The organism is Actinocorallia populi, from assembly GCF_002995495.1.
Classification (GTDB): domain Bacteria; phylum Actinomycetota; class Actinomycetes; order Streptosporangiales; family Streptosporangiaceae; genus Actinocorallia; species Actinocorallia populi.
Window position 1 is genome coordinate 504,377 of sequence record NZ_PVZV01000002.1, and the last position, 23,343, is coordinate 527,719.

Below are 23,343 nucleotides of genomic sequence, written 5' to 3' on the forward strand. Positions count from 1 at the left end.
CCTTCGGCTGTACCGGGGTGTCTGTCGGATCACAGATCGGCAATCCGGCGTACGCGTTGCCCAGCGGTGATTACTGGCCGTGAGAGTTTGTCGCCGGATGGGGGCTGACCCTCAATCGCTCCGTGACCTACGGAACGTACATTGAGGAGCACGACGAGATCCCCGACCTCATGGTGCCCGGACGCGGTCCGGGCGCGGACGCAGCCAGCCGTCGAGCCCGAGGGTGGGGGCCGGATCCTCGCCGACAGGCTCAGTGAACCAGGAGCACGAGCGAAGATGACAGGCGAGAAGGAGCGGCACCGGCCTCCGGCGCAGGCCGTGCCGCTGGGCCTGGTGTCACTGCTGGGCGTCCTGTACGCCGTGTGCGCACTGCTGGGCTGGACCAGCGACTGGTTCGTCGCCGGGGCGGGCGCCGCCACCTGCGCGAGCCTGCTGTACGCCTCCCGGATCAGGCCCGGCGCCGAGTCCTGGCGCTGGTTCGCGGCCGCTGCCGCCTGCTGGAGCGTGGGCGCGGCGACCAGCGCGATCTCCCGCATCGTCCTGGACGTCACGATGGTGACGTCCCTGGGCGACCTGTTCTACCTCGCGGCGTTCCTGCCCATGGCCATGGGCTTCATCGCGCCGACGAGGATGCCGCGCACCGCCCGTAAATGGCTCATGTACGCCGCCGACACCTACGTGTGCGGCGCCGCGCTGTTCGTGATCGGCTGGGACTCCATCTTCGGGCGGCTGTTCCGCGAGACCGGCGACTCCCCGGCCCACTTCCTCCTCGAACTGCGCTACCCGCTGCTGGACATCGGGCTGCTCTGCGCGCTGCTGCCGTTCGTGCTGGGCGCCGCGCGCGGGCGCAGGCCCACCGCCGTCACCGCCTACCTGGCGCTGCTGGTGCTGACCGCGGGCGACGTGACGAGCACCGCGGTGCGGATGGACGGCGGCGAGGCGAGCGGCCTGGGCGAGGCCCTGCGCTTCGGCGGCGTGCTGCTGCTGGGCGCGGCCCCCTGGCTGGGCGGAGGATCCCGCCGGGGCGAGCTGCGCGGGCGCATGGTCGGCCCCGGTTTCGCCCCCGCGCTGCTGGCCGGGGCCGCGGCGATGTTCGTGGCCGGGCACACCCTCACCGGCGGCGAGCCGATCGAGCCGGTCGTGCTCGTGGTCACCGGGTCGGCGCTGCTCGTCCTCATCGCCCGCCTCACCGACCTGCTGCGCGAGAACGACAGGCTGCGCGGCGAGGTGCGCGCCGCCGAGGAACACTTCCGCGCCCTGGCCGAGAGCGTCGACGACCTCGTCCTGATCTGCGACGAGACCGGCGCCGTGCACTACATGAGCGCGGGCGACCAGTGGAGCTCCTCGCACGCCCTGGACGGGCTGCTGGGCCACCCGCTGCAGGACTTCCTGCACCCCGAGGACCGCCCCGCCGTCGAGGAGGCGCTGGGCGAGTGCTTCGCCACCCGCGGGGGGCCGCTGCGGCTGCGCTGCCGGCTGCGCACCACCGACGGCACCTGGCTGCCGACCGAGTCGACGTTCTCCCGCTACGCCCCCGGCAGCCTGCTGGTCACCACCCGCGACCTGTCGGAGGAGGCGGCGCTCAAGCGCCAGGTCACCCACCTGACCTTCCACGACGGCCTGACCGGCCTGCCCAACCGCGCCTACCTGGAGGAGCGCACCCGCCAGGTGCTCTCCCGCCGCAACCCCGTCACCGCCGTGGTCTTCGTCGACCTGGACGGCTTCACCGCGGTGAACGACTCGGCCGGGCACGCCGCGGGCGACCAGGTGCTGGCCCAGGCCGCGCGGCGGTTGCGGGCCGGAGTGCCGGCCGACGACACGGTGGCGCGCTGGGGCGGCGACGAGTTCGCGGTCCTGGTGGAGACCGCCGCCGACGCCCAGACCGTGGTGGACCTGGCCGAACGGCTGCTGCGCGCGCTCTCCGACGACCCCTACCGGGTGGGCGAGCGCGGCATCGTGCTCAGCGCCAGCGTCGGGGTGGCCTTCGCCGACGAGGCGCTGGCCTCCACCGCCGAGGTGCACGCCCTGGACGAGACGGGTTCGGCCTCCCTGATCCGCAACGGCGACCTGGCCATGACCCGGGCCAAGGAGCTCGGCGGCGGCCGGGTCGAGGTGTTCGCCACCCAGATGCACGCGGCCGTGGTCCGCCGCCTGGAGCTCGGCAGCGACCTGCAGCGGGCGCTGGCCGAGCGGGAGTTCACCGTGGAGTTCCAGCCGGTGGTGGAGCTGGAGGGCGGCCGGGTCACCGGCGTGGAGGCCCTGCTGCGCTGGCGGCGCGAGGACGTGGCGGTGCCGCCGGAGGAGTTCATCGGCGCGGCCGAGGAGTCCGGCCTGATCGTCCCGCTGGGCGCCTGGATGCTGGGGGAGGCCTGCCGGGAGGCGGCCCGCTGGCGCACGGAGGGCTGGCAGATCGGCCTGTCGGTCAACCTCACCGCCCGGCAGATCGCCGCGCCCAAGTTCGCCGAGACGGTCTCCGAGGCGCTCGCCGAGAGCGGCCTGCCGCCGCACGCCCTCACCCTGGAGGTGAAGGAGGAGGTGCTGGTCGAGCACTTCCAGGGCGACGAGCAGCACCTGGCGCGGCTGTCGGCGCTGCGCGACCTCGGGGTCCGGCTGGCCATCGACGACTTCGGCACCGGCTACGCCTCGCTGGCCTATCTGGGCCAGCTCCCGGTGGACGTGCTGAAGATCGACCCGTCCTTCGTCTCGGGGGTGGGCCGGGACGAGACCCTCACCCTGCTCACCCGCACGATCGTGCGGCTCGGCGCGGAGCTGGGGCTGACCGTGGTGGCCGAGGGCATCGAGTGCCCCGACCAGCTGGAGCGGCTGCGCGAGATGGGCTGCGCGCGCGGCCAGGGCTTCCTGGTGGCCAGGCCCATGCCGGCCGACCGGATCGACGCCGAGATCAGGCCCCGCGCCGGCAACGAGAACGTGCCCGTGCGGGCGCAGGCGGGCTGAACAGGCCATATCTCAGACTGTGAGACATCGGCAACGAGGATTTGACCTGAGGGCGGGTCATCGGGGACAGTAGTGGCGTGCAGAACGGCAACCTTCTTCTCGTAGTACTCGGCAGGCGCGCGGCCTGACCGAGTTCTGAGGCTTGCGCGCTCCCCTCGATCGCCCCATTGGTGGCGCGAGGGGTTTTTTGTTGGCCTCATCACGGTGGGCTCAGGCGAGAACCATCCGTGACCCTCTCCCTCCCTTCCAAGGAAGTAGCAAGATGACCGAGCAGATGACCGGGGCCCAGGCGCTGGTCCGGGCCCTGGAGAACGTCGGCGTCGACACGGTGTTCGGGATTCCGGGAGGGGCGATCCTTCCGGCCTACGACCCCCTGTACGACTCGCAGAAGCTGCGTCACATCCTGGTGCGCCACGAGCAGGGCGCCGGGCACGCCGCGCAGGGGTACGCCCAGGCGACGGGCCGGGTGGGCGTCTGCATGGCGACCTCGGGGCCGGGCGCGACCAACCTGGTGACGCCGATCGCGGACGCCTACATGGACTCCGTGCCGATGGTCGCGATCACCGGGCAGGTGGCCTCCCGCTTCATCGGGACGGACGCGTTCCAGGAGGCCGACATCTCCGGGATCACGCTGCCGATCACCAAGCACAACTTCCTGGTGACCGACCCCCGCGACATCGGCCGCACCATCCTGGAGGCCTTCCACATCGCCGGCACCGGCCGTCCGGGACCGGTCCTGGTCGACGTGGCCAAGGACGCGATGCAGGCCACGTTCGACTTCGCCTGGCCCGAGGAGATGCGCCTGCCGGGCTACCGTCCGGTCACCCGCCCGCACTCCAAGCAGGTCCGCGAGGCGGCCCGGATGATCGTCGGCGCCAAGCGGCCCGTGCTGTACGTCGGCGGCGGCGTCATCAAGGCCCGCGCGGCGGCCGAGCTGCGGGTGCTGGCCGAGCTGACCGGCGCGCCGGTCGTCACCACGCTGATGGCCCGCGGCGCCTTCCCCGACAGCCACCCCCTGCACATGGGCATGCCGGGCATGCACGGCACGGTCGGCGCGGTCGGCGCGCTGCAGAAGTCCGACCTCATCGTCGCGCTGGGCGCCCGGTTCGACGACCGGGTCACCGGCGACCTGAACTCCTTCGCGCCGCACGCGGCGATCGTCCACGCCGACATCGACCCGGCGGAGATCTCCAAGAACCGGCAGGCGGACGTCCCGATCGTCGGCGACGCCCGCGAGGTGCTCGCCGACCTGATCGTGGCGGTCCAGACCGAGCACGCGGCCGGCCGGATCGGCGACTACACCGCCTGGTGGCAGCAGCTCAACGCCTGGAAGAGCACGTACGCGCTCGGCTACGACACGCCGGAGAACGGCGAGCTGGCCCCGCAGTACGTCATCGAGCGGCTCGGCGAGATCGTCGGCCCGGACGCGCTGTACTGCGCGGGCGTCGGCCAGCACCAGATGTGGGCCTCTCAGTTCATCTCCTACGAGAACCCCGGCCAGTTCCTCAACTCCGGCGGCGCGGGCACCATGGGCTACGCGGTCCCGGCCGCGATGGGCGCCAAGGTCGGCGCCCCCGGCAAGACGGTCTGGGCGATCGACGGCGACGGCTGCTTCCAGATGACCAACCAGGAGCTGGTCACCTGCGCGATCGAGGGCATCCCGATCAAGGTCGCCCTGATCAACAACGGCAACCTGGGGATGGTCCGCCAGTGGCAGACCCTCTTCTACGACGGCCGCTACTCCAACACCAAGCTGCACTCCAAGCGCATCCCCGACTTCGTGAAGCTGGCCGACGCCTACGGGTGCGAGGGCATGCGGGTGGAGTCGGCCGGCGAGGTCGACGCGGCGATCGAGAAGGCGATGGAGATCGACGACCGGCCCGTGGTCATCGACTTCGTCGTCCACGACGACGCGATGGTCTGGCCGATGGTCGCCGCAGGATCGAGCAACGACGAGATCAAGTACGCGCGCGATCTGGCGCCGAAGTGGGAGCACGAAGACTGATGAGCCGTCACACCCTCTCCGTCCTTGTCGAGAACAAGCCCGGGGTCCTGGTCCGCATAGCGGGCCTTTTCGCCCGGCGCGGGTTCAACATCGACTCGCTGGCCGTCGGCCCGACCGAGCACCCGGAGATCTCCCGGATGACGATCGTCGTCGACGTGCAGCAGGAGCTGCCGCTGGAGCAGGTCACCAAGCAGCTCAACAAGCTGATCAACGTGCTGAAGATCGTCGAGCTGGACCCGGCCGCCTCGGTGCAGCGGGAGCTGGTGCTGATCAAGGTGACGGCCGGCCCGGACGTGCGCTCGCAGGTCCTGGAGGTCGTGCAGCTGTTCCGCGCCAAGGTCGTCGACGTGGCGCCCGACGCGGTCACGATCGAGGCCACCGGCAACCGCGACAAGCTCGACGCGCTGTACCGTTGCCTCGAGCCGTACGGCATCAAGGAACTGGTCCAGTCGGGTGCGATCGCGGTCGGCCGCGGCGCCCGCTCGATCACCGACCGTTCGCTGCGCGCGCTCGAATCGCGCAGCGCGTAACCACCAGAAAGGCAGACAGCCCCACCATGGCTGAGATGTTCTATGACAACGACGCGGACCTGAGCATCATCCAGGGTCGCAGCGTCGCCGTGATCGGCTACGGCTCCCAGGGACACGCGCACGCCCTGTCCCTGCGCGACTCGGGCGTCGACGTCCGGGTCGGCCTCCCCGAGGGCTCCAAGTCCCGGGCCAAGGCCGAGGCCGACGGCCTGCGCGTCGTCACCCCGCGCGAGGCGGCCGCCGAGGCCAACCTCATCATGATCCTGGCGCCGGACCACCTGCAGCGCGGCATCTACGAGAACGACATCCTGCCCGAGCTCGCCGAGGGCGACGCGCTGTTCTTCGGCCACGGCCTGAACATCCGCTTCGGCCTGATCGAGCCCCCGGCGGGCGTCGACGTGGCCATGGTCGCCCCCAAGGGCCCCGGCCACCTGGTGCGCCGCCAGTTCGAGGCCGGCCGCGGCGTCCCGGTCATCGTGGCGGTGGAGAAGGACGAGTCCGGCAGCGCCTGGGCGCTGGCCCTGTCCTACGCCAAGGGCATCGGCGGCCTGCGCGCCGGCGGCATCAAGACCACCTTCAAGGAGGAGGCCGAGACCGACCTGTTCGGTGAGCAGGCCGTCCTGTGCGGTGGCACCGCCGAGTTGATCAAGACCGGTTTCGAGGTGCTGGTCGAGGCCGGCTACCAGCCCGAGGTCGCCTACTTCGAGTGCCTCCACGAGCTCAAGCTGATCGTCGACCTCATCTACGAGGGCGGCATCCAGAAGATGTACTGGTCGGTGTCCGACACCGCCGAGTTCGGCGGCTACACCCGCGGCCCGCGCGTCATCACCGCCGACACCAAGGCCGAGATGAAGAAGATCCTGGCCGAGATCCAGTCCGGCCAGTTCGTCAAGGAACTCGTCGAGGAGTTCGACGCGGGCCAGCCCAACCACCTCAAGTACCGCGAGGACCTGGGCGCCCACCCGATCGAGCAGGTCGGCGGCAAGCTCCGCCCCATGTTCGCCTGGCTGAACGACTGACCGTCGCGGCCTCTCGACCGCCCGTTCACCCCCGGTGGGTGAGCGGGCGGTCGTCTTTCGGGCGGACGGGGAAGAGTCCCGCGATCAGGGCGGCCGGCAGCGGGACGGCCACGAGCGTGCCGAGGAACAGCTGCCAGGGGAGGGCGACGAGCGGGCCGGGGTCGCTCCCGTCCATGGCCTCGCCCGGAGGCAGGTCGGTGAGGGTGATGGCCACGGCGATGCCCGAGGCGCTGCCGGCGAGGACGCCCAAGGCGCAGCCGAGGAGACAGACGAAGCCGGCCTGGTACATCGGGAACAGGCGCCGGACGCCGGGTTTCGCGCCGGCGGCGGCCAGGACGTCCAGACCGGGGCGGGCGCCGGCGGCCGCCGGCCGGGCCGCGGCCAGGGCCGCGCCGAGCACCAGCAGCAGGGCCGCGGCGCCGGACACGAGCAACTCGGTGGAGAGGCGGGTCTCCTCCGCACCCCGCTCGGTGTAGAGGTAAGAGGTGTCGTCGCGGATTTCCGTCATCTCGCGCTTCAACCTCCCGGACTGCTCCACGCTGACCGGAGTGCCGATCAGCAGCGCGCCGGGGCCGGTCTTCAGCCCGGTGCGGGCCGCCGCCTCCGGAGGGAAGATCGCGGTGGGGACGCCGCGCAGGCCCGTGGTGGCCCGTACGGCGGGGAGGTCGAAGGTCCGCACGATCTCCGGTGGGTCCTCCTCATGGAACCGGGTGAGCTCGAAGCGGGCCAGACCGTCCCGCACGACGCCCGGGCGGAAGACCACGACCTTGCCCTCGGCCAGGGCCGAGGCGACCGCAGGGTCGTCCCCGACCAGGATCCGTGCCGTCTTCGGATCCGCGATCAGAACCTGGTCGTGCATCCCGCCCTTGAGGCCGCACGGGCCGCTCATGCACAGGGTGTAGCCCTCGACGGGGCTCAAGAGGCTCTGGTCCGTCTTCTGCAGGTACTCGTCGAACCCATCGGCCTGCGCGGTGGGGACGCCCGGCAGTTCCCGCTCGATCACCGCCCGGACCTCGGGAGCGGTCCGGGAGGTCAGCCCTCCGACGATCGTGCTCCCCATCGGGTAGAGGCGGGAGTGCAGCGCGTCGTGCCGCATCTCGCTGATCCCGGCGATGGTGACGGCGGTGAAGCCCGCAGTCGCCGAGAGGACCACCGCGACGGCGGGGACGGTCCGGCCCCGGTTGCGGGCGGCGTCCCGGACGGCGAGCCGCGGGGCGGGCGGCAGCCGCCGTGCGGTCTTCCCGGCGACGGCCACGGCCGCAGGGGTGATCATGATGAAACCGAGGAAGAGGAGGAGCAGCCCGAAGAGCATGCCGAGCACCTGACCGGCATCCACCACCGGGCCGGCATTGAAGAAGACGGCAGCCAGGCCGCCGAGGACGCAGACCAGGCCGAGCACGTTCATGATCATCCTTCGGGGGGCGGAAGGCGGGAGAGGGCGGCCTTGGGGGGCGGGGCTCCGGCGATGGTCTTCCGTCGCCGCGTGGTGGTTCCGGGAGCGCCTCCGCCCGTGCACGGCCACGAACATACCGAGGAGCGGCTGCAGGGAGGGCGACGAGAAAAGCCGGGGCCGCTCCCGTCACCGATCTCGTCCGGAGACAGGTCGGTGACGGGAGCGGCCCCGGTTCGGACGGCCGCCGTGGTCAGGTGGCGGCGCGTTCGGGCAGGGTCTCTTCGCCGCGCACGGACAGGGCGGTCACCGCGGACGCCACCAGGGGGACGCCGGCGAGCACGGCGAGCAGGAACAGCCACGGTATGTCGATGATCACTCCGTGGGAGGGGACGCCCTCATTCGATCCGGTGGTGGTCAGTGGATAGGCCACCGCGATGCCCGGACCGGCGCCCGCCAGCAGGCCCAGCGCGCAGCCGAGGACCGCGATGTAGCCGGTCTGCGCCATGAGGAGCAGGCGGCGGGTGACGGGCCGCGCGCCGACGGCGGTGAGCGTCGCCAGGTCCGGCCGGGAGTCGGCGGCGGCGAGCCCGGTGGCGATCAGCGCCCCGGCCAGCACCAGCACGGCGGCCATGACGCCCAGTATCAGCAGCGGCAGGGCGAACGACTCGTTGAAGCCGCGCTCGGTGTACACCTCCAGGCCTCCGCTGATCTGCTCGATCTCCGCGGTGAGCCGACTCTGCTCCTTCTCGCCGAGGGGGGCGTCGACGACCAGCGCGAAGGGCGCGGATTCCAGCTCGGCCTCTTCGAGGGCCTTCGGCGGGATCAACACACCGGGAACGCCTTCAAAGGGCTGCACCTGCACAGCGGGCAGCTGCACGGTGCGTTCTTCTCTCTCGATGCCGTCGTACTGGTCGGCGGTGAAAGCCGCCTGACCGTCTCGTACCGCGCCGGTGGCGAAGACGACGACCTTGCCTTCGTCCAGCGCTTCGGTGACGGCCGGATCGTCACGGCCCAGCAGCAGCCGTGCCCCCGCCGAGTCGGTGATGACCTGGTTGTCACCGCGGGGGCCGGGATGGAACCGGGAGAGGTCGCAGGCCTCCTTTCCGCACAGCATCCACAGGAGCGTTCCCACTCCGTACCCTTCGACTATCGCGTGCCCCTGCCGGGAGCCAGGGGGCTCATAGGGCATGTACCCGACGCGGGCGGTGCTGCGGGAGGGCAGCATCCGCTGCACGGCGGCCTCCACCCGCTGGGCCTGCTCCTCCGAGACCAGCGGCTTGACGGTGGTCTGGCCCGCCTGCAGCCGCGGCCGGTATTCGACCCGCTCCTGGTCGAAGTCGCTGGCACCGCCGATCGCCAGGGCGGTCAGCGCGGCCGTGACCGCCATGATCGCGGCGATGGCGGGCGCGGTGCGCACCCGGTTGCGGTCGGCGTCGCGGACGGCCAGGCGCAGCGGCAGCGGCAGCCGGTCGGCGAGCCGGGCGGTCAGCGCGATGACGGCGGGGGTGGCCAGGACGAAGCCGATGATGAGCAGCGCCGCGCCGATCGCCGCGCTGAACTCGCGCAGGTCGTCCATGCCCAGCGGGATCACCGCGCCGCCCGCGGCGATCAGGAGCACCCCCAGGACCGGCAGGCCGCGCCGGGGCGACGGCGCGTTCCGGTGCCCGGAGAGGACCTCGGCGGTGTCCGTGCGGGACGCCTGGCGTGCGGGGGCGTAGGCGGCGGCCAGCCCGCTCAGCACGGCGGTGAGGACGATGGCGGCCATCCAGAGCCAGGGTGTCTCCCAGGGCGCGAGGTCCCCCCGGGGGCGGGTCTCGGCCAGGACCAGCCGTCCCGCCCAGCCGAAGAGGAGGCCGAAGCCGGTGCCGACCAGCCCGCCCAGACCGCCGAGCAGCAGGCCCGAGCAGAGCACCACGGCCCGCAGCTGGCCGGGGGAGCCGCCGGCGGCCGAGACCAGTGCCAGCAGCCGGCGCTGGCGGCGCAGCCCCACGGCGAAGGCGGGACCGGCCAGCAGGACCGTCTCCAGCACCACCATCGCGATGATCAGCGCGTTCACCGCGGTTCCCGCGGCGCCCCCTCCCACGAGCCGGGAAGTGCCCAGGAGCAGCGGGAGGGCGGTGAAGGCGGCGACCGGGAGGGCGATCATCGCGATGATCAGGGCGGAGCGCGGCCGGGAGTTCAGGGCGTCGCGCCAGGCGAGGCGCAGCGCCGCGCGCAGGCCGTTCATCTGTTCTCCAGAAGGATCTCGGGTCCGGGGGCGGGCTCGGTGGAGTCGACGGCCAGGCCGTCGCGCAGGAAGACCACGCGGTCGGCCCAGGCCGCGTGCCGGGACTCATGGGTGACCATCAGACACGCCGCGCCGGCGTCGCAGCGGGCGCGCAGCACCCGCATGATCTCCTCGCCGCCCCGGGAGTCCAGGGCTCCGGCGGGTTCGTCGGCCAGGATCAGCCGCCGTTCGCCGACCAGGGCGCGGGCGATGGCCACGCGCTGGCGCTGGCCGCCGGACAGCTCTTCGGGGAAGCGGCCCGCCTCGCCGACGAGCCCGACCTCGGCCAGCGCGGACATGGCGTCGGCGCGGGCCCTGCGGGTGCGCACGCCGTCCAGCTCGCGGGGGAGCATGACGTTCTCCGCGGCGGTGAGCGACGGGATCAGGTTGAGCTCCTGGAAGACGTAGCCGACGGCGCGGCGGCGCAGCGCTGCCCGCGCCGAGACGTCCATGCCCGTCAGGTCGGTCCCGGAGACGACGACCCTGCCCCGGGTGGGGGTGATCAGCCCGCCCGCCAGGTTGAGCAGCGTGGACTTGCCGGAGCCGGAGGGGCCCATCACGGCGACGAACTCGCCGGGCAGGACGGTCAGGGACAGGCCGCGCAGGGCCTGGACGAGGCCAGCCCCGCTGCCGTGCTCGCGGTGGACGTCATCGAGTTCGAGCACGCTCATCGGTCTCCTCGTCTACGGGGGGTGCGGCGGCGGGCGCCGGGGCGGGCGGAGCGGCGTGCAGCAGGGAGGCCTCGCAGTGGTCGAGCCAGCGGATCTCGGCCTCCGCCTGGAAGATCATCGAGTCCAGGACCAGGGGCCAGGCCGGTCCCTCGGCGGAGGACTTGAGGCGGGTCAGGTCGCGCATGGCGCGCAGGGTGGCCGAGCGCTGGGCCTGGACCACGGCGCGGACGTCGACGCCGGGGCTGGTCAGGGCGAGCGCGAGTTTGACCGCGAGTTCGTCGCGGGGCCGCTCGGTGCGGGTGAGGGGGGTGGCGAACCAGTCGCGGACCTCGGCGGCGCCCTTCTCGGTGAGGGTGTAGACCGAGCGGCCCTCCTCGTCCTGGCCCCCGCCGAGGACGAGGCCGTCGCGCTCCAGGCGGCCGAGGGTGGAGTAGACCTGGCCGATGTTGAGCGGCCAGGTGCTGCCGGTCGCCGCCTCGAACTCCGAGCGCAGCTGGTAGCCGTAGCGGGGCCCGCGGGAGAGCAGGGCCAGCAGGCTGTGGCGGATGGACATGCATACTGAGTATGCATACCGAGTATGCACGCCGCAAGGACTCTCGATTTTCGGTCCGTGTCGCTCCGGTGTTGCGGGTGTCCGCGGCAATACGGTTCAGGGATCTGGAAAGTCCCGGGGAGCCCGCAGAAGTGACCACACCCACCCGTAAGCCCGTTCTCAGCCTCACGCGCGACCTCCTACGCGTCTACGACCAGCGGTTCCTCCAGGTGGAGCAGCCCGTGCGGCGGCAGGTGGTGACGGCGACCAAGGGCATGCTCTGCGGTCTGCTCACCGCCGACCTGCGCCAGGAGCTCCCCGAGCGGGAGCGGCTGCGCGCCTTCTGCATCGAGAACGAGCTCTTCGACGAGCTGGAGCGGCTCATCGCGGACGAGGCCGCCGGGCGCAGGGAGGGCGCGGTCGTCGTCGGCGGCCGGGTCTACGCGGTCTACCCCTACCTGCGCGGGGTGCCCCGCCAGGACGCCGACATCACCGCCGAGGTCGGCGTCGAGCACCGCCTGGAGTCGATGGCCTGGAGCAAGGGGCTGCTGAAGGTCAGGGGATGGGCGAGAATCGCCCGAATCCAAGCAAAAGATCCGATGGTCCGGCTGCTCGCGAGCGACGGCAGGCAGGAGCTGCCGGTCGAGACCGAGCCCGACGGCGACGGATTCGAGGCGCTGCTGGACCTGCCCGAGCGCGGCTCCTGGACGGTCCACGTCGAGGTGCGGACGCTGGGTCTGCGCAGGTCGGCGCCGTTCGGCACCCACCTGGCCGAGGGGTTCCGGCTCCCCCCGGAACGCGAGGGTGCGTCCTTCGATCTCGACGAGGGGCTGCGGATCGCGTACGGGCCCCGCGAGGCGGTGAGACCCCGTCGTTCCTGGCGGTTCTGGCGTGGAGGTCAGGCGTGAGCCCCCGGCGGGGATAGACTTTGACGCGGGCGCGGCACGAGGGCGTGGCGGCCTCCAACCTGCAGAGACCTCTCACCCCAAGGAACCCCACGTTGAGTAAGCCAGTCGTCCTCGTCGCCGAAGAGCTGTCCCCGGCCGGTATCGCCGTCCTGGAAAACGACTTCGAGGTCAGGTACGTGGACGGTGCCGACCGTGACGCCCTCCTCCCGGCGGTCGCCGACGTCGACGCTCTGATCATCCGTTCCGCCACCAAGGCCAACGCCGAGGTGTTCGAGCACGCCAAGCGGCTGCGGGTCGTGGCCCGCGCCGGCGTCGGCCTCGACAACGTCGACGTCGAGGCGGCCACCAAGGCCGGCGTTATGGTCGTCAACGCGCCGACCTCCAACATCGTCACCGCCGCCGAGCACGCCATCGCGCTGCTGCTGGCCACCGCCCGGAACGTTCCGCAGGGCCACGCCGCGCTCAAGCAGGGCGAGTGGAAGCGCTCCAAGTACACCGGCGTCGAGCTGCAGGGCAAGACCGTCGGCGTGCTGGGCCTGGGCCGCATCGGCGTCCTGGCGGCCCAGCGGCTCGCCGGGTTCGACATGGAGATCATCGCCTACGACCCCTACATCCAGGCCGCCCGCGCCGCCCAGCTCGGCGTGCGCCTGGTCTCCCTGGACGAGCTGCTGCAGCAGTCGGACTTCATCACCGTCCACCTGCCCAAGACCAAGGAGACCCTGGGTCTCATCGGCGACCGCGAGCTGCGCCTGGTCAAGCCCGAGGTGCGCATCATCAACGCCGCGCGCGGCGGCATCGTGGACGAGGCGGCGCTCGACCTGGCGCTGACCGAGGGCCGCGTCGCCGGCGCCGGCCTGGACGTGTTCTCCAGCGAGCCGTGCACCGACAGCCCGCTGTTCAAGCACGACAACGTGGTCATCACCCCGCACCTGGGCGCCTCCACCCACGAGGCGCAGGAGAAGGCCGGCACCCAGGTCGCCAAGTCGGTGAAGCTGGCCCTGTCGGGCGAGTTCGTGCCGGACGCCGTCAACGTCCAGGGCGGCGCCGTGGCCGAGGACCTCAAGCCGGGCCTGCCGCTGACCGAGAAGCTCGGCCGCATCTTCACCTCCCTGGCCCAGGGCGTTCCGGTGCGCCTGGACGTGATCGTCCGCGGCGAGATCACCGCCCACGACGTCAAGGTGCTGGAGCTCGCCGCGCTCAAGGGCGTCTTCAGCGGGGTCGTCGAGGAGTCGGTGACCTTCGTCAACGCGCCGCTGCTCGCCGGCGAGCGCGGCGTCGAGGTCTCGCTGACCACCAGCGAGGAGTCCCCGGTGTGGCGCAACGTCATCACCGTCAAGGGCACCATGGCCGACGGCGAGGTCATCTCGGTCTCCGGCACCCTGTCGGGCCCGCGCCACCTGGAGCGCGTCGTGGAGATCAACGGCTTCGACGTGGAGCTCACCCCCGCCCCGCACATGGCGGTCCTGGGCTACGTCGACAAGCCGGGCGTCATCGGCGTCATCGGCAAGCTGCTGGGCGACCGCGGCGTCAACATCGCGGGCATGCAGGTCGGCCGCGACGCCAAGGGCGGCAAGGCGCTGACCGTGCTGACCGTCGACTCGGCGATCGCCCAGGACGACCTGGAGACCATCGCCGCCGAGATCGGCGCCGGCCTGGTCCGCCAGATCGAGCTCGCCGACTGAGGCGCCTCACGGCACCCGCACGGGTAGGCTGAACGCAGCCAGTACACGGACACCCTTCCGGCTTCGCCGGGAGGGTGTTTCCTTTTGCTCCGGTCCTTCCCTTTTCTCGGTGATCTCCGGAGAGGTCCGTGATCGACTCACTAGAGTGAGGCGCTCTCGGGGACGCGGAGCGAAAGGCAGGTTCATGAGTTTCGAAGTGAAACCGTCGGCCATTGCGAACTTCGGCGCCGATATGAAGGCCCTGTCCACCGACACCACGACGGCGAAGACCTATGTGCAGAACCACCTGGACATCACGGCGGGCGACGCCAGGATGTTCTTCACCGCGGCGGGCCAGGTGGAGCAGCTGCGGACCACGATCCTGAACACGCTCACCAGGCTGGAGCAGCTCGGCACCGCCTGCTCCACCGAGCTGGCCAACACCGCCGACATGTACCGCAAGGCCGACCTCGCGGCGATCCGCGAGATGGACCGGGTGATGGCGCGGACCGAGGTCACGCCCGAGCCGCCCCCGGCGAACCCGGCGGCAGGGCTATCCGAGCTTCCGGGCGCCAGGCTCACCGAGCCGGCGCCCAAGGACCCCATCCCCAAGGTCGCCGACATGTTCCTGTCCTGCGCCGACTACATCAGCCCCAGCCACTGGTTCCTGTGGGCGATGGGCAAGGTCTGCGGCGTCAACCCGGCCGAGTGGATCGCCAAGGAGCTCGCCGGGGACTGGGAGAAGCTCTCCAAGGCGGGAGCGGCGCTGGAGAACCTCTCGGAGTTCCACACCGTCTACGCCCGCGCCCTGGACACCGAGGCGGACAAGATGTTCGCGAGCTGGAAGGGGAACGCGGCCGACGCCTGCGACGCCTACTTCGACGACTTCGAGCAGCAGGTCCAGACCCTGGTGTCGCCGACCAGGAACGCCGGGTCGCAGTGCCAGTCGCTCGCCTACGGCATGTGGGGGATGGCCAAGAGCATCGTGAGCCTGCTCGAACTGCTCGCGGACGAACTGCTGTACATCGCGGTCGTCGCGGCGGCGGGCGCGGCCAGCTCGACGTTCAGCGCGCTGATCGGCCCGACGATCGCGCTGGGGGTCATCGCCTGGCGGATCAGCCGGGCCATCAAGATCTGGAAGCAGATCCTGGTGACGCACGGGGCCGCCTGGACGGCGGTGACGGGCTTCAGCGGCGTCATCGCCGGCTACATGGGCGGGATGAACGGGATGGAGACCCAGCGGCTGCCCGGATCGGGCTACGACCACCCGGCGGTGAACGCGTGAACGACGACGACCCCCTGCTGGGCTTCACCCGCGGTGACGTCGCCAAGGCCAAGATCCTGCGCGACTCGTTGCGGACGCTGCGCGAGAACAGCCAGGACCCCGCCTTCCGCAAGCTGATGGACGACGTGCTCGCCGGCCGAGCCACGTTGCGCCAGGCCACCGGTACGCAGGTGTTCGACCGGGAGGTGACTCCGCTGGTGATGAAGACCGCGGAGCGGATGGAGGAGCTCTCCGAGGAGGATATGGAGCGGCTGGCCGCCGAGGGCGAGGCCGTGGAGGCCGAGATCAACGCGCGTTACGAGGGGCGGGGCCGGTGAGCGAGGGGCCCGCGGAGTTCTCGCTGATGCAGGCCTCCTGGGCCGGGCGGTTCTTCCGGCGCGAGCTGGTGTTGTCGGTCCGGGGCGTGACGTTCAACGGCGAGCTCCTCGTCCCGGCCGAGCAGATCATCGCCTTCGGGCTGGTCCCGGTGCCGGGGCGGCCGTTCCAGGGGTTGCATTTGTGGCACAAGGGGCCATTGGCTCAGGAATTGCCAGGTTTTCTGCGCAGGGGAAGAAAAGGGCTCTCCGAGGGAGAAATACGATTGTTCTGGGTGGCGGACGACCCCGGGGCCTCCGGATTCCGTACGCGCGCCCATGTGGAACGGCTCAAGCAGTTCGTCCTGGCCGCCGGGATCGGCCGATGGCAGGACCAGTAAAAGCTCTGACCTGGGAAAAGGCAGGTCGATGAGCTGGTCTGAGAGCGTGTCGAAGGGTTTGTCGGTGATCGAAAAGGAGAGTTGCAAGCCCTAGGGTCGGGAAATCCGAACCGCTGCCGCGGGACGGGCGTCAGAAGATCCGAAGCCGTCGGAGCCGGTGCAGGGCGTGGACCCGAAGAGACAGCGGAAAGTTGAGGGCTGGTCGTGACGCGGTGGGGAATCTACGCTCCTGGTGTGGGAACGGCATGGCCATTCGCCGGGCGGGACGCCGAGGCGTCCGCCATCAGGGAAGCGCTCCTGGACCGGCGCGGACCCGGAGCGCTGGTCAGCGGCGCCCCCGGCTCGGGCAAGAGCCGGCTGCTCGCCGAGGTCGCCCTTGAAGGCGCGGGCGGGCTGCCGGTCCTGGAGGCGCGGGCCGGGCAGGCGCCCGCCGTGCCGTTCGGGGCCTTCGCCCATCTGCTGCCGATCCGCACCCCGGTACGGGAGACGGCGGCGGCGGTGGAGGCCGTCCTGGCCAAGGCAGGTCCCGGCGACTTCCTCCTGGTGGCCGACGACGTGCACGAGCTCGACGAGCGCTCGGCCCTGCTGCTGCACGCGCTGGCCGGGACCGGCCGGATGCGGCTGCTGGCGGCGGGGGAGTGCCTGCCCGAGCCGCTGGCCGCACTCACCCCCGTCCCGGTGGTGCTGGCGCCGCTCACCGACGTGACCCTGTTCGAGGAGGTCGACGAGCCGACCGCCGCCTACCTGGCCGAGGCGGCGCAGGGCGACCTGCGCCTGCTGTACGAACTGGTGCGCGTCGGCCGCTCCACCGGGGCGTTCTCCGACGGCCACTGGCAGGACCCGCCCGCGCGCACCGGCGAGAAGGCGGCCTCCCTGGAGGAGGCGCTGGCCCAGGCCGCGCTGCTGGCCGCGCTCGGCCGCGCCGGGGAGGCCGAGGAGCTGCTGGCCACGGCCCCGCGCCGGCCCGAGGACCGGGCCAGGGCGACCTTCGCGCGGGCCAGGGCCGCCAACCTCGCCTACGGGCTCGGCCTGGCCGAGGACGCCGACCGGGTGCTGGGCATCGCGCTGGAGACGGTCTCGCGGCCCGCCGAGCGCCGCCGGGTCCTGGCCCAGCGCGCCGAGTTCGCGCTGCACCGGGCCGACTGCCGCCAGGCGCTGGACCTGGCCGACGACGCCGCCTCGACCGGCGGCGCCCGGCCCGCGTCCGACGCGCGGATCGCCGCCGTCCAGGCCGTCACCGCCGCGCTGACCGGCCAGGCCGCCGCGGCGCTGGACAAGGTCCGCGCCGGGCTGCGCGAGCTGGACGCCTGGCTCCCGCGGGCGCCCGAGTGCGTCCCGCTGCTGGAGTTCGCCCGCGCCGGGGTGTGGCTGTCGGTCGGCGACCTGGACGCCGCCGGGGAGGAGGGCGCCCCCGCCGCCGACCCCGTCGCGCACGCCGCCGCGCAGGCGCGGGTGCTGCGGGCCCGCGGCCAGATCCACGCGGCGCTGCGCGAGGGCTGGGACGGCGCCCGGCTGCTGAGCCGGGGCCACTCGCTGTTCGCCGGACCGTGCCTGGGCGAGCTGGCGCACGCCGCCGCCCTCGCCGGGGACCTGGCCACCGCCCGCGACGCGCTGGCCGAGGCCGACCGGCGGGCCCTGCCGACGATGCGGGCGTTGTGGTTCCCGGTGGCGCTGGCCCGGCCGTGGCTGCTGGTCGCCCAGGGCGCGGTCGGCGCCGCGGTGCACGGGCTGCTGGACGCCGCGGCCGCCGCCGAGGCGCTGGAGCTGCGCCCGTACGCGGTGGCGGCGCTGCACGACGTGGTGCGGCTGGGCGCGGCCGGGGTGGTCGCCGACCGGCTGGGCCGGCTCGCCGAGGACTCCGAGGGCGATCTGGCCGCGCTGTGCGCCCGGCACGCCGAGGCCGCCGCGACCGGCGACTGGTCCGGGCTGATCGGAGTGTCCTTCGAGTTCGAGGGGCTGGGCATGACCCTGCACGCGGCCGAGGCCGCCGCCCAGGCCGCCGAGGTGCACTGGGACAAGCAGCAGGCCGCCGCGGCCGGCACCCGCGCCTGGGTGATGGTGCAGCGCTGCGACCAGGTGCGCACCCCGGCGCTGCGCACCGCCGCGGTGCCCGACCTCACCCGGATCCAGTACGAGATCGCCGAGCTGGTCGCCGGCGGCGCGTCCGAGGCGGCGATCTCCGAGCTGATGTCCCTGCCGGTCCGCACGGTCGCCGACCAGCTGGTGGAGATCTGCGCCAAGCTCGGCGTCTCCGGGCCCGAGCGGCTGGCCGTGCTGCTGGCGCCCGAGCCGTGATCCACCGCTTTCGTCCTGACATGTGAGATGGATGCCCGATGTGTGAGACGGATGCACTACGATGCCCCCATGGCTTCCCGCAACATCCGACTCGGCGTCATCGCAGGTGACGGTATCGGCCCCGAGGTCGTGGCCGAGGGTCTCAAAGTCCTTGACGTGATCGCCGGTCAGTACGACCTGGCGATCGAGAAGACCGCCTACGACCTGGGCGCCGCGCGCTGGCACCGCACCGGCGAGGTGCTGCCCGAGTCCGTGATCGAGGAGATCCGCGGACAGGAGGCCATCCTGCTGGGCGCCATCGGCGACCCGACCGTGCCCTCCGGGACGCTGGAGCGCGGCCTGCTGCTGCGGCTGCGCTTCGAGCTCGACCACTACGTGAACCTGCGTCCGGTCAAGCTGCTCCCCGGCGTGAAGTCCCCGCTGGCCGACGTCACCCCCGACGACATCGACATGATCGTCGTCCGGGAGGGCACCGAGGGCCCCTACACCGGGGTCGGCGGCGTGCTGCGCAAGGGCACCCCGCACGAGGTCGCCACCCAGGAGAGCGTCAACACCGCCTTCGGCGCCGAGCGCGTCATCCGCTACGCCTTCCAGATCGCCGCCACGCGCCCGCGCAAGAAGCTCACGCTCGTCCACAAGGACAACGTGCTGACCTTCGCCGGCGACCTGTGGCAGCGCACCCTGAAGAAGGTCGCGGCCGAGTTCCCCGACGTCGCCACCGACTACGTCCACGTCGACGCCGCCACCATGTTCTTCGTGAACAACCCGCAGCGGTTCGACGTCGTGGTCACCGACAACCTGTTCGGCGACATCATCACCGACATCGGCGCGGCGATCGCCGGCGGCATCGGCCTGGCCGCCTCCGGCAACGTCAACCCCGACCGCTCGGTGCCGTCGATGTTCGAGCCGGTCCACGGCAGCGCCCCCGACATCGCGGGCCAGTCCAAGGCCGACCCGACGGCCACCATCCTGTCGGTCGCCATGCTGCTGGACCACCTCGGCCTGCCCGAGGCGGCCCGCAAGATCGAGAAGGCGGTCGGCGCCGATCTGACCGAGCGCACCGGCCCGCGCGCGACCCAGCAGGTCGGCGACGACATAGCAAAGCGAGTAGCCGGGTAGGGCGGCAGCCACCCCGGTGAGTGACGGGTGCGCCGCGAACCGACGCGGCGTGCCCGTTTTTTGTGTGCACCGCGTCGCCGCAACGTGAGTTAGAGCACACAATGGAAAGAAGCCGGTAGGGTCTTTACCGGTGATCCGGGAGAGGTACAGACATGATCGAATTCGAGATCCAGCTCGTTGAGCGGCGCAAGAGCGCGCAGGAGCGGGAGGCCGTGCTGGCCGACCCCGGCTTCGGGCTGAACTTCACCGAGCACATGATCACGATCGAGTGGGACAGGGAGCGGGGCTGGCACGACGCGCGGCTGCGGCCGTACGGGCCGCTGTCCCTCGACCCGGCCACCAAGGTCTTCCACTACGGTCAGGAGCTCTTCGAGGGGCTCAAGGCCTACCGCCAGCCGGACGGCGCGATCGTCAGCTTCCGCCCCCAGGCCAACGCGGCGCGCTTCAACACCTCCTGCGACCGGATGGCCATGCCCCGGCTGCCCGAGGAGACCTTCGTCAAGGCGCTGGAGCTGTTGTGCGACGCCGACCGCGACTGGGTGCCCACCCGTGAGGGCCACAGCCTCTACCTGCGGCCGTTCATCATCGCCACCGAGACGGGCATGGGCGTCAACTACCCCTCGGCCAGGTACCTCTTCTGCGTGATCGCCTCGCCGTCGGCCTCCTACTTCTCCGGCGCGGTCAAGCCGGTCTCGGTCTGGCTGTCGCGCGACTACACCCGGGCGGCCCCCGGCGGCACCGGGTTCGCCAAGTGCGGCGGCAACTACGCCGCGGCGTTCGTCGCCCAGCAGGAGGCCGTCGCCAAGGGCTGCGACCAGGTCGTCTGGCTGGACGCCGCCGAGCACCGCTGGGTGGAGGAGATGGGCGGCATGAACCTCTTCTTCGTCTACGGCTCCGGCCCCGACGCGCGCCTGGTCACCCCGCCGACCACCGGCACCATCCTCCCCGGCATCACCCGCGACTCCCTGCTCAAGCTCGCCCCCGAACTCGGCGTCCCGGTCTCCGAGGAGCCGATCAGCGTCGAGCAGTGGCGCGACGACGTGGCCTCCGGCGCGCTCACCGAGGTCTTCGCCTGCGGCACCGCCGCCGTGATCACCCCCGTCGGCCGCGTCAAGGGCGAAGAGGGCGAGTTCACCATCCCCGAGCAGGGCGGCCCCGTCACCATGCGGCTGCGCGAGGAACTCGTCGGCATCCAGTACGGGCAGCGCCCCGACCCCTACGGCTGGATCACCGGGCTCGCCTGAGGCGTCGGTCCGCGGTGCGGAGGCGGGCCGGGAGCTCCCGGTCCGCCTCCGCCGGACCCGTCCGGCGTCCTTCGCGGCGCCGGCCCGCGAGCCGGTGCCGCTCGCCGTACCTCGCGCCCCGCCCGCCGTTTTTCGTGTCCCAGATCACGTGACCGGCATGTGACGGACGTATCGCGGGTGTGGCACACTGAGCCTGTTATGAGCACCGGCCTGATCATTATCAGACGGCGCGTCGGCTAAAGGGCATCGCCGGCGCGCAGACCTCTCACGTCCGTGGGGGGTCTTTTTGTTTCGCCGGGCTCTTCGCAAAGGGGCATCTCCATGAGCGACGGTTTCCACGTCTACGACACCACCCTGCGGGACGGGTCACAGCAGGAGGGCCTGAACCTCAGCGTTCAGGACAAGCTGGTCCTCGCCCGGCACCTGGACTCGCTGGGCGTGGGCTTCATCGAGGGCGGCTGGCCCGGCGCCAACCCCAAGGACACCGAGTTCTTCAGGCTGGCCCGGACCGAGCTGGACCTGAAGCACGCGCAGCTGGCCGCGTTCGGCGCGACCCGCCGGGCCGGCCTGAAGGCCGCCGACGACCCTCAGGTGGCCGCCCTGCGCGAATCACGTGCCCCGGTCGTCACCCTGGTGGCCAAAAGCCACGACCGGCACGTGGAGCTGGCCCTCCGCACGACGCTGGAAGAGAACCTCGCGATGATCCGCGACACCGTCTCCCACCTTCGCGCGGAGGGCCAGCGCGTTTTCGTCGATGCCGAGCACTTCTTCGACGGGTTCAAGGCCAACCGCGCCTACGCGCTGGAGGTCGTCCGGGCCGCCGCCGAGGCGGGGGCCGACGTCGTCGCGCTGTGCGACACCAACGGCGGGATGCTGCCGGACGAGCTCGCCGACGTCGTGCACGAGGTCGTCGACCTCGGCGCCCGGGTCGGCATCCACTGCCACGACGACTCCGGCTGCGCGGTGGCCAACTCGCTGGCCGCGGTGCGGGCCGGCGCCACGCACGTCCAGGGCTGCGCCAACGGGTACGGCGAGCGGTCGGGCAACGCGAACCTGTTCACCGTCATCGGCAACCTCCAGCTCAAGCGCGGCATGCGGGTCGTCGCCGACGAGCAGCTCGCCGAGATGACACGGATCGCGCACGCCGTCTCCGAGGTCACCAACGTGACGCTCAGCTCGCAGACCCCCTACGTCGGCCACTCGGCGTTCGCGCACAAGGCGGGACTGCACGCCTCGGCCATCAAGGTCGACCCCGACCTCTACCAGCACATCGACCCGATGGTCGTCGGCAACGACATGCGGATGCTGGTCTCGTCCATGTCGGGGCGGGCCTCGGTCGAGCTCAAGGGCAAGGAGCTGGGCTACGACCTGTCCGGCCAGAAGGCGGCCGAGGTCGTCTCCCGGGTCAAGGACCTGGAGTCCCGCGGCTACACCTTCGAGGCGGCCGACGCCTCCTTCGAGCTGCTGCTGCGCGAGGAGCTCGCCGGAGCCCGCACCTCCTACTTCACCGTCGAGTCCTGGCGGGTCATCGTCGAGCAGCGCCCCGACGGCGTCCAGATCAGCGAGGCGACCGTCAAGGTGCACGCCAAGGGCGAGCGGATCATCGCCACCGGCGAGGGCAACGGCCCGGTCAACGCCCTGGACACCGCGCTGCGGGTGGCGCTGGAGCGGCTCTACCCCGAGCTGGCCAACCTGGAGCTGGTGGACTTCAAGGTCCGCATCCTGGAGGGCTCGCACGGCACCGACGCGATCACCCGGGTGCTCATCGACTCCTCCGACGGCAAGGCCGAGTGGGGCACCGTCGGGGTCGGCGAGAACATCATCGCCGCGTCCTGGCAGGCCCTGGAGGAGGCCGTCACCTACTGCCTGCTGCGCGCCGGGTACGACGCCTCCTGACCGGGTAGACCAGGGGTGATGCCTCGGATCACCGACAACAGCGCCGCGTCCCGGTACGAGATCTTCACCGACGAGGGCGCCCTGGCGGGCTTCTCCACCTACACCCGCCGGGGCGACCACGTCGTGTTCTGGACGACGGAGATCTCCGCCGGGTTCGAGGGCCACAACCTGGGCGGCGCGCTGGTCCGCGGCGCGCTGGAGGACATCCGCGCCCGCGGCCTGAAGGTCGTGCCCCGCTGCCCGTACGTGCTGGAGTACCTGGAACGCCATCTGGAGTTCGACGGCCTGCGCGCGTGAGAAGGCCCGCGCCCCCTCGTATCAGGACGAGGGGGCGCGGGCCTTTCACCGTCTACTCGGGCTCGACCCTCTGGATCACCTCGAAGCCCCACAGCTCCGCCCCGGACGCGGCCGGACCGCCGTGGCCGTGCCCGTGGCCGTGTCCCTGGCCCGGCTGGGCGTCGGCGGCGGCCTTGGCGTGCCCCTGCGCGAACGCCTGGCTCTTGGTCCAGGCCTGGAACGCCTCCTCGCTGCTCCAGCGGGTGTAGACCAGGTACTTGTCGGTGCCGTCCACCGGGCGCAGCAGCTCGAAGCCCTCGAAGCCCTCCGAGCCCTCGACCAGCCCGGCCCGCGCGGCGAAGCGCTTCTCCAGCTCGGGGCCCATGCCCTCGGGCACGGTCAGCGCGTTGATCTTCACGACCGAAATCGTCATCGCCTCCTCCATCGGGACCTGACGTCGATCAGGTCGGCCACAGGTCTCCCACGGTACTGGGGCCCGGGGGCGGATGACCTTCACCCCGCCCCGGCGGCGGGGAGGTCCGCGGGGACCGCCGGACGGCCGGACGGTCGCCTCCGGCCGTCCGGCCGGGGAGC

General features: G+C 71.8%; 19 protein-coding genes. 14 read left to right on the forward strand and 5 right to left on the reverse strand.

The window, feature by feature from the left end:
* Positions 1 to 276: 276 nt before the first annotated feature.
* The 4 genes from C2865_RS09285 (at position 277) to ilvC (ending at position 6,509) form a co-directional block, all read left to right on the forward strand.
* The gene (locus C2865_RS09285; RefSeq protein ID WP_106397949.1) at positions 277 to 2,955 is read left to right on the forward strand and encodes a putative bifunctional diguanylate cyclase/phosphodiesterase; all 2,679 of its coding nucleotides are present in this window, start codon (positions 277 to 279) and stop codon (positions 2,953 to 2,955) included.
* A 262-nt stretch (positions 2,956 to 3,217) separates the two neighbouring features.
* Positions 3,218 to 4,960: an acetolactate synthase large subunit gene (locus C2865_RS09290; RefSeq protein ID WP_106397950.1), complete on the forward strand. Its 1,743-nt coding sequence runs from the start codon at positions 3,218 to 3,220 to the stop codon at positions 4,958 to 4,960.
* The gene (gene ilvN, locus C2865_RS09295; RefSeq protein ID WP_106397951.1) at positions 4,960 to 5,490 is read left to right on the forward strand and encodes an acetolactate synthase small subunit; all 531 of its coding nucleotides are present in this window, start codon (positions 4,960 to 4,962) and stop codon (positions 5,488 to 5,490) included. The genes C2865_RS09290 and ilvN overlap by 1 nt, the downstream gene beginning before the upstream one ends.
* A 35-nt stretch (positions 5,491 to 5,525) precedes the next feature.
* Positions 5,526 to 6,509: a ketol-acid reductoisomerase gene (gene ilvC, locus C2865_RS09300; protein WP_198653118.1), complete on the forward strand. Its 984-nt coding sequence runs from the start codon at positions 5,526 to 5,528 to the stop codon at positions 6,507 to 6,509.
* A 25-nt stretch (positions 6,510 to 6,534) separates the two neighbouring features.
* Here ilvC and C2865_RS09305 read toward each other — a convergent pair whose 3' ends face one another.
* The 4 genes from C2865_RS09305 to C2865_RS09320 all read right to left on the reverse strand — a co-directional run bounded on the left by C2865_RS09305 (position 6,535) and on the right by C2865_RS09320 (position 11,392).
* Entirely contained in the window at positions 6,535 to 7,914 is a 1,380-nt protein-coding gene (locus C2865_RS09305; RefSeq protein WP_106397953.1) for an ABC transporter permease family protein, read from the reverse strand.
* A gap of 238 nt (positions 7,915 to 8,152) precedes the next feature.
* The gene (locus C2865_RS09310) at positions 8,153 to 10,129 is read right to left on the reverse strand and encodes an FtsX-like permease family protein (RefSeq protein WP_106397954.1); all 1,977 of its coding nucleotides are present in this window, start codon (positions 10,127 to 10,129) and stop codon (positions 8,153 to 8,155) included.
* A complete protein-coding gene (locus C2865_RS09315; protein ID WP_106397955.1) occupies positions 10,126 to 10,839 on the reverse strand; it encodes an ABC transporter ATP-binding protein in 714 nt (237 codons plus the stop codon). Before C2865_RS09315 ends, C2865_RS09310 begins: the two co-directional genes overlap by 4 nt.
* A complete protein-coding gene (locus C2865_RS09320) occupies positions 10,817 to 11,392 on the reverse strand; it encodes a PadR family transcriptional regulator (RefSeq protein WP_106397956.1) in 576 nt (191 codons plus the stop codon). The genes C2865_RS09315 and C2865_RS09320 overlap by 23 nt, the downstream gene beginning before the upstream one ends.
* 131 nt (positions 11,393 to 11,523) lie before the next feature.
* Between C2865_RS09320 and C2865_RS09325 the strand changes: the two genes are divergently transcribed.
* The 10 genes from C2865_RS09325 to C2865_RS09370 all read left to right on the forward strand — a co-directional run bounded on the left by C2865_RS09325 (position 11,524) and on the right by C2865_RS09370 (position 22,770).
* Positions 11,524 to 12,279 carry a hypothetical protein gene (locus C2865_RS09325; protein WP_106397957.1) on the forward strand — a complete coding sequence of 252 codons (756 nt, stop codon included), beginning with the start codon at positions 11,524 to 11,526 and terminating at the stop codon, positions 12,277 to 12,279.
* A gap of 92 nt (positions 12,280 to 12,371) precedes the next feature.
* Positions 12,372 to 13,961 carry a phosphoglycerate dehydrogenase gene (gene serA, locus C2865_RS09330; protein ID WP_106397958.1) on the forward strand — a complete coding sequence of 530 codons (1,590 nt, stop codon included), beginning with the start codon at positions 12,372 to 12,374 and terminating at the stop codon, positions 13,959 to 13,961.
* Between the two features lie 184 nt (positions 13,962 to 14,145).
* Positions 14,146 to 15,225, forward strand: a complete 1,080-nt coding sequence (locus C2865_RS09335; protein ID WP_157963639.1) for a hypothetical protein — start codon at positions 14,146 to 14,148, stop codon at positions 15,223 to 15,225.
* Positions 15,222 to 15,542, forward strand: coding sequence for a hypothetical protein (locus C2865_RS09340; protein WP_106397960.1), 321 nt, complete (start codon positions 15,222 to 15,224; stop codon positions 15,540 to 15,542). The genes C2865_RS09335 and C2865_RS09340 overlap by 4 nt, the downstream gene beginning before the upstream one ends.
* Positions 15,539 to 15,919, forward strand: a complete 381-nt coding sequence (locus tag C2865_RS09345; RefSeq protein WP_106397961.1) for a hypothetical protein — start codon at positions 15,539 to 15,541, stop codon at positions 15,917 to 15,919. Before C2865_RS09340 ends, C2865_RS09345 begins: the two co-directional genes overlap by 4 nt.
* A gap of 234 nt (positions 15,920 to 16,153) precedes the next feature.
* Positions 16,154 to 18,214, forward strand: coding sequence for an AAA family ATPase (locus C2865_RS09350; protein WP_106397962.1), 2,061 nt, complete (start codon positions 16,154 to 16,156; stop codon positions 18,212 to 18,214).
* Positions 18,215 to 18,283: 69 nt separating this feature from the next.
* A complete protein-coding gene (locus C2865_RS09355; protein ID WP_106398648.1) occupies positions 18,284 to 19,333 on the forward strand; it encodes a 3-isopropylmalate dehydrogenase in 1,050 nt (349 codons plus the stop codon).
* Between the two features lie 152 nt (positions 19,334 to 19,485).
* The gene (locus C2865_RS09360) at positions 19,486 to 20,577 is read left to right on the forward strand and encodes a branched-chain amino acid aminotransferase (RefSeq protein WP_106397963.1); all 1,092 of its coding nucleotides are present in this window, start codon (positions 19,486 to 19,488) and stop codon (positions 20,575 to 20,577) included.
* A 321-nt stretch (positions 20,578 to 20,898) separates the two neighbouring features.
* Entirely contained in the window at positions 20,899 to 22,473 is a 1,575-nt protein-coding gene (gene cimA, locus C2865_RS09365) for a citramalate synthase (protein WP_106397964.1), read from the forward strand.
* 18 nt (positions 22,474 to 22,491) lie between these two features.
* Entirely contained in the window at positions 22,492 to 22,770 is a 279-nt protein-coding gene (locus C2865_RS09370; protein ID WP_106397965.1) for a GNAT family N-acetyltransferase, read from the forward strand.
* 52 nt (positions 22,771 to 22,822) lie between these two features.
* On the opposite strand, the gene C2865_RS09375 is transcribed toward C2865_RS09370, so the two are convergent.
* Positions 22,823 to 23,176: an antibiotic biosynthesis monooxygenase family protein gene (locus C2865_RS09375; RefSeq protein ID WP_106398649.1), complete on the reverse strand. Its 354-nt coding sequence runs from the start codon at positions 23,174 to 23,176 to the stop codon at positions 22,823 to 22,825.
* Positions 23,177 to 23,343 lie beyond the last annotated feature (167 nt).

Bases quoted from the DNA above. Each gene is read 5' to 3' on its own strand.
- ilvN (WP_106397951.1), top strand. From the start codon at position 4,960: ATGAGCCGTCACACCCTCTCCGTCCTTGTCGAGAACAAGCCCGGGGTC.
- C2865_RS09285 (WP_106397949.1), top strand. From the start codon at position 277: ATGACAGGCGAGAAGGAGCGGCACCGGCCTCCGGCGCAGGCCGTGCCG.
- C2865_RS09370 (WP_106397965.1), top strand. From the start codon at position 22,492: ATGCCTCGGATCACCGACAACAGCGCCGCGTCCCGGTACGAGATCTTC.
- C2865_RS09310 (WP_106397954.1), bottom strand. From the start codon at position 10,129: ATGAACGGCCTGCGCGCGGCGCTGCGCCTCGCCTGGCGCGACGCCCTG.
- C2865_RS09290 (WP_106397950.1), top strand. From the start codon at position 3,218: ATGACCGAGCAGATGACCGGGGCCCAGGCGCTGGTCCGGGCCCTGGAG.
- C2865_RS09355 (WP_106398648.1), top strand. From the start codon at position 18,284: ATGGCTTCCCGCAACATCCGACTCGGCGTCATCGCAGGTGACGGTATC.
- C2865_RS09335 (WP_157963639.1), top strand. From the start codon at position 14,146: ATGAGTTTCGAAGTGAAACCGTCGGCCATTGCGAACTTCGGCGCCGAT.
- C2865_RS09320 (WP_106397956.1), bottom strand. From the start codon at position 11,392: ATGTCCATCCGCCACAGCCTGCTGGCCCTGCTCTCCCGCGGGCCCCGC.
- cimA (WP_106397964.1), top strand. From the start codon at position 20,899: ATGAGCGACGGTTTCCACGTCTACGACACCACCCTGCGGGACGGGTCA.
- C2865_RS09360 (WP_106397963.1), top strand. From the start codon at position 19,486: ATGATCGAATTCGAGATCCAGCTCGTTGAGCGGCGCAAGAGCGCGCAG.
- C2865_RS09315 (WP_106397955.1), bottom strand. From the start codon at position 10,839: ATGAGCGTGCTCGAACTCGATGACGTCCACCGCGAGCACGGCAGCGGG.
- C2865_RS09305 (WP_106397953.1), bottom strand. From the start codon at position 7,914: ATGAACGTGCTCGGCCTGGTCTGCGTCCTCGGCGGCCTGGCTGCCGTC.
- ilvC (WP_198653118.1), top strand. From the start codon at position 5,526: ATGTTCTATGACAACGACGCGGACCTGAGCATCATCCAGGGTCGCAGC.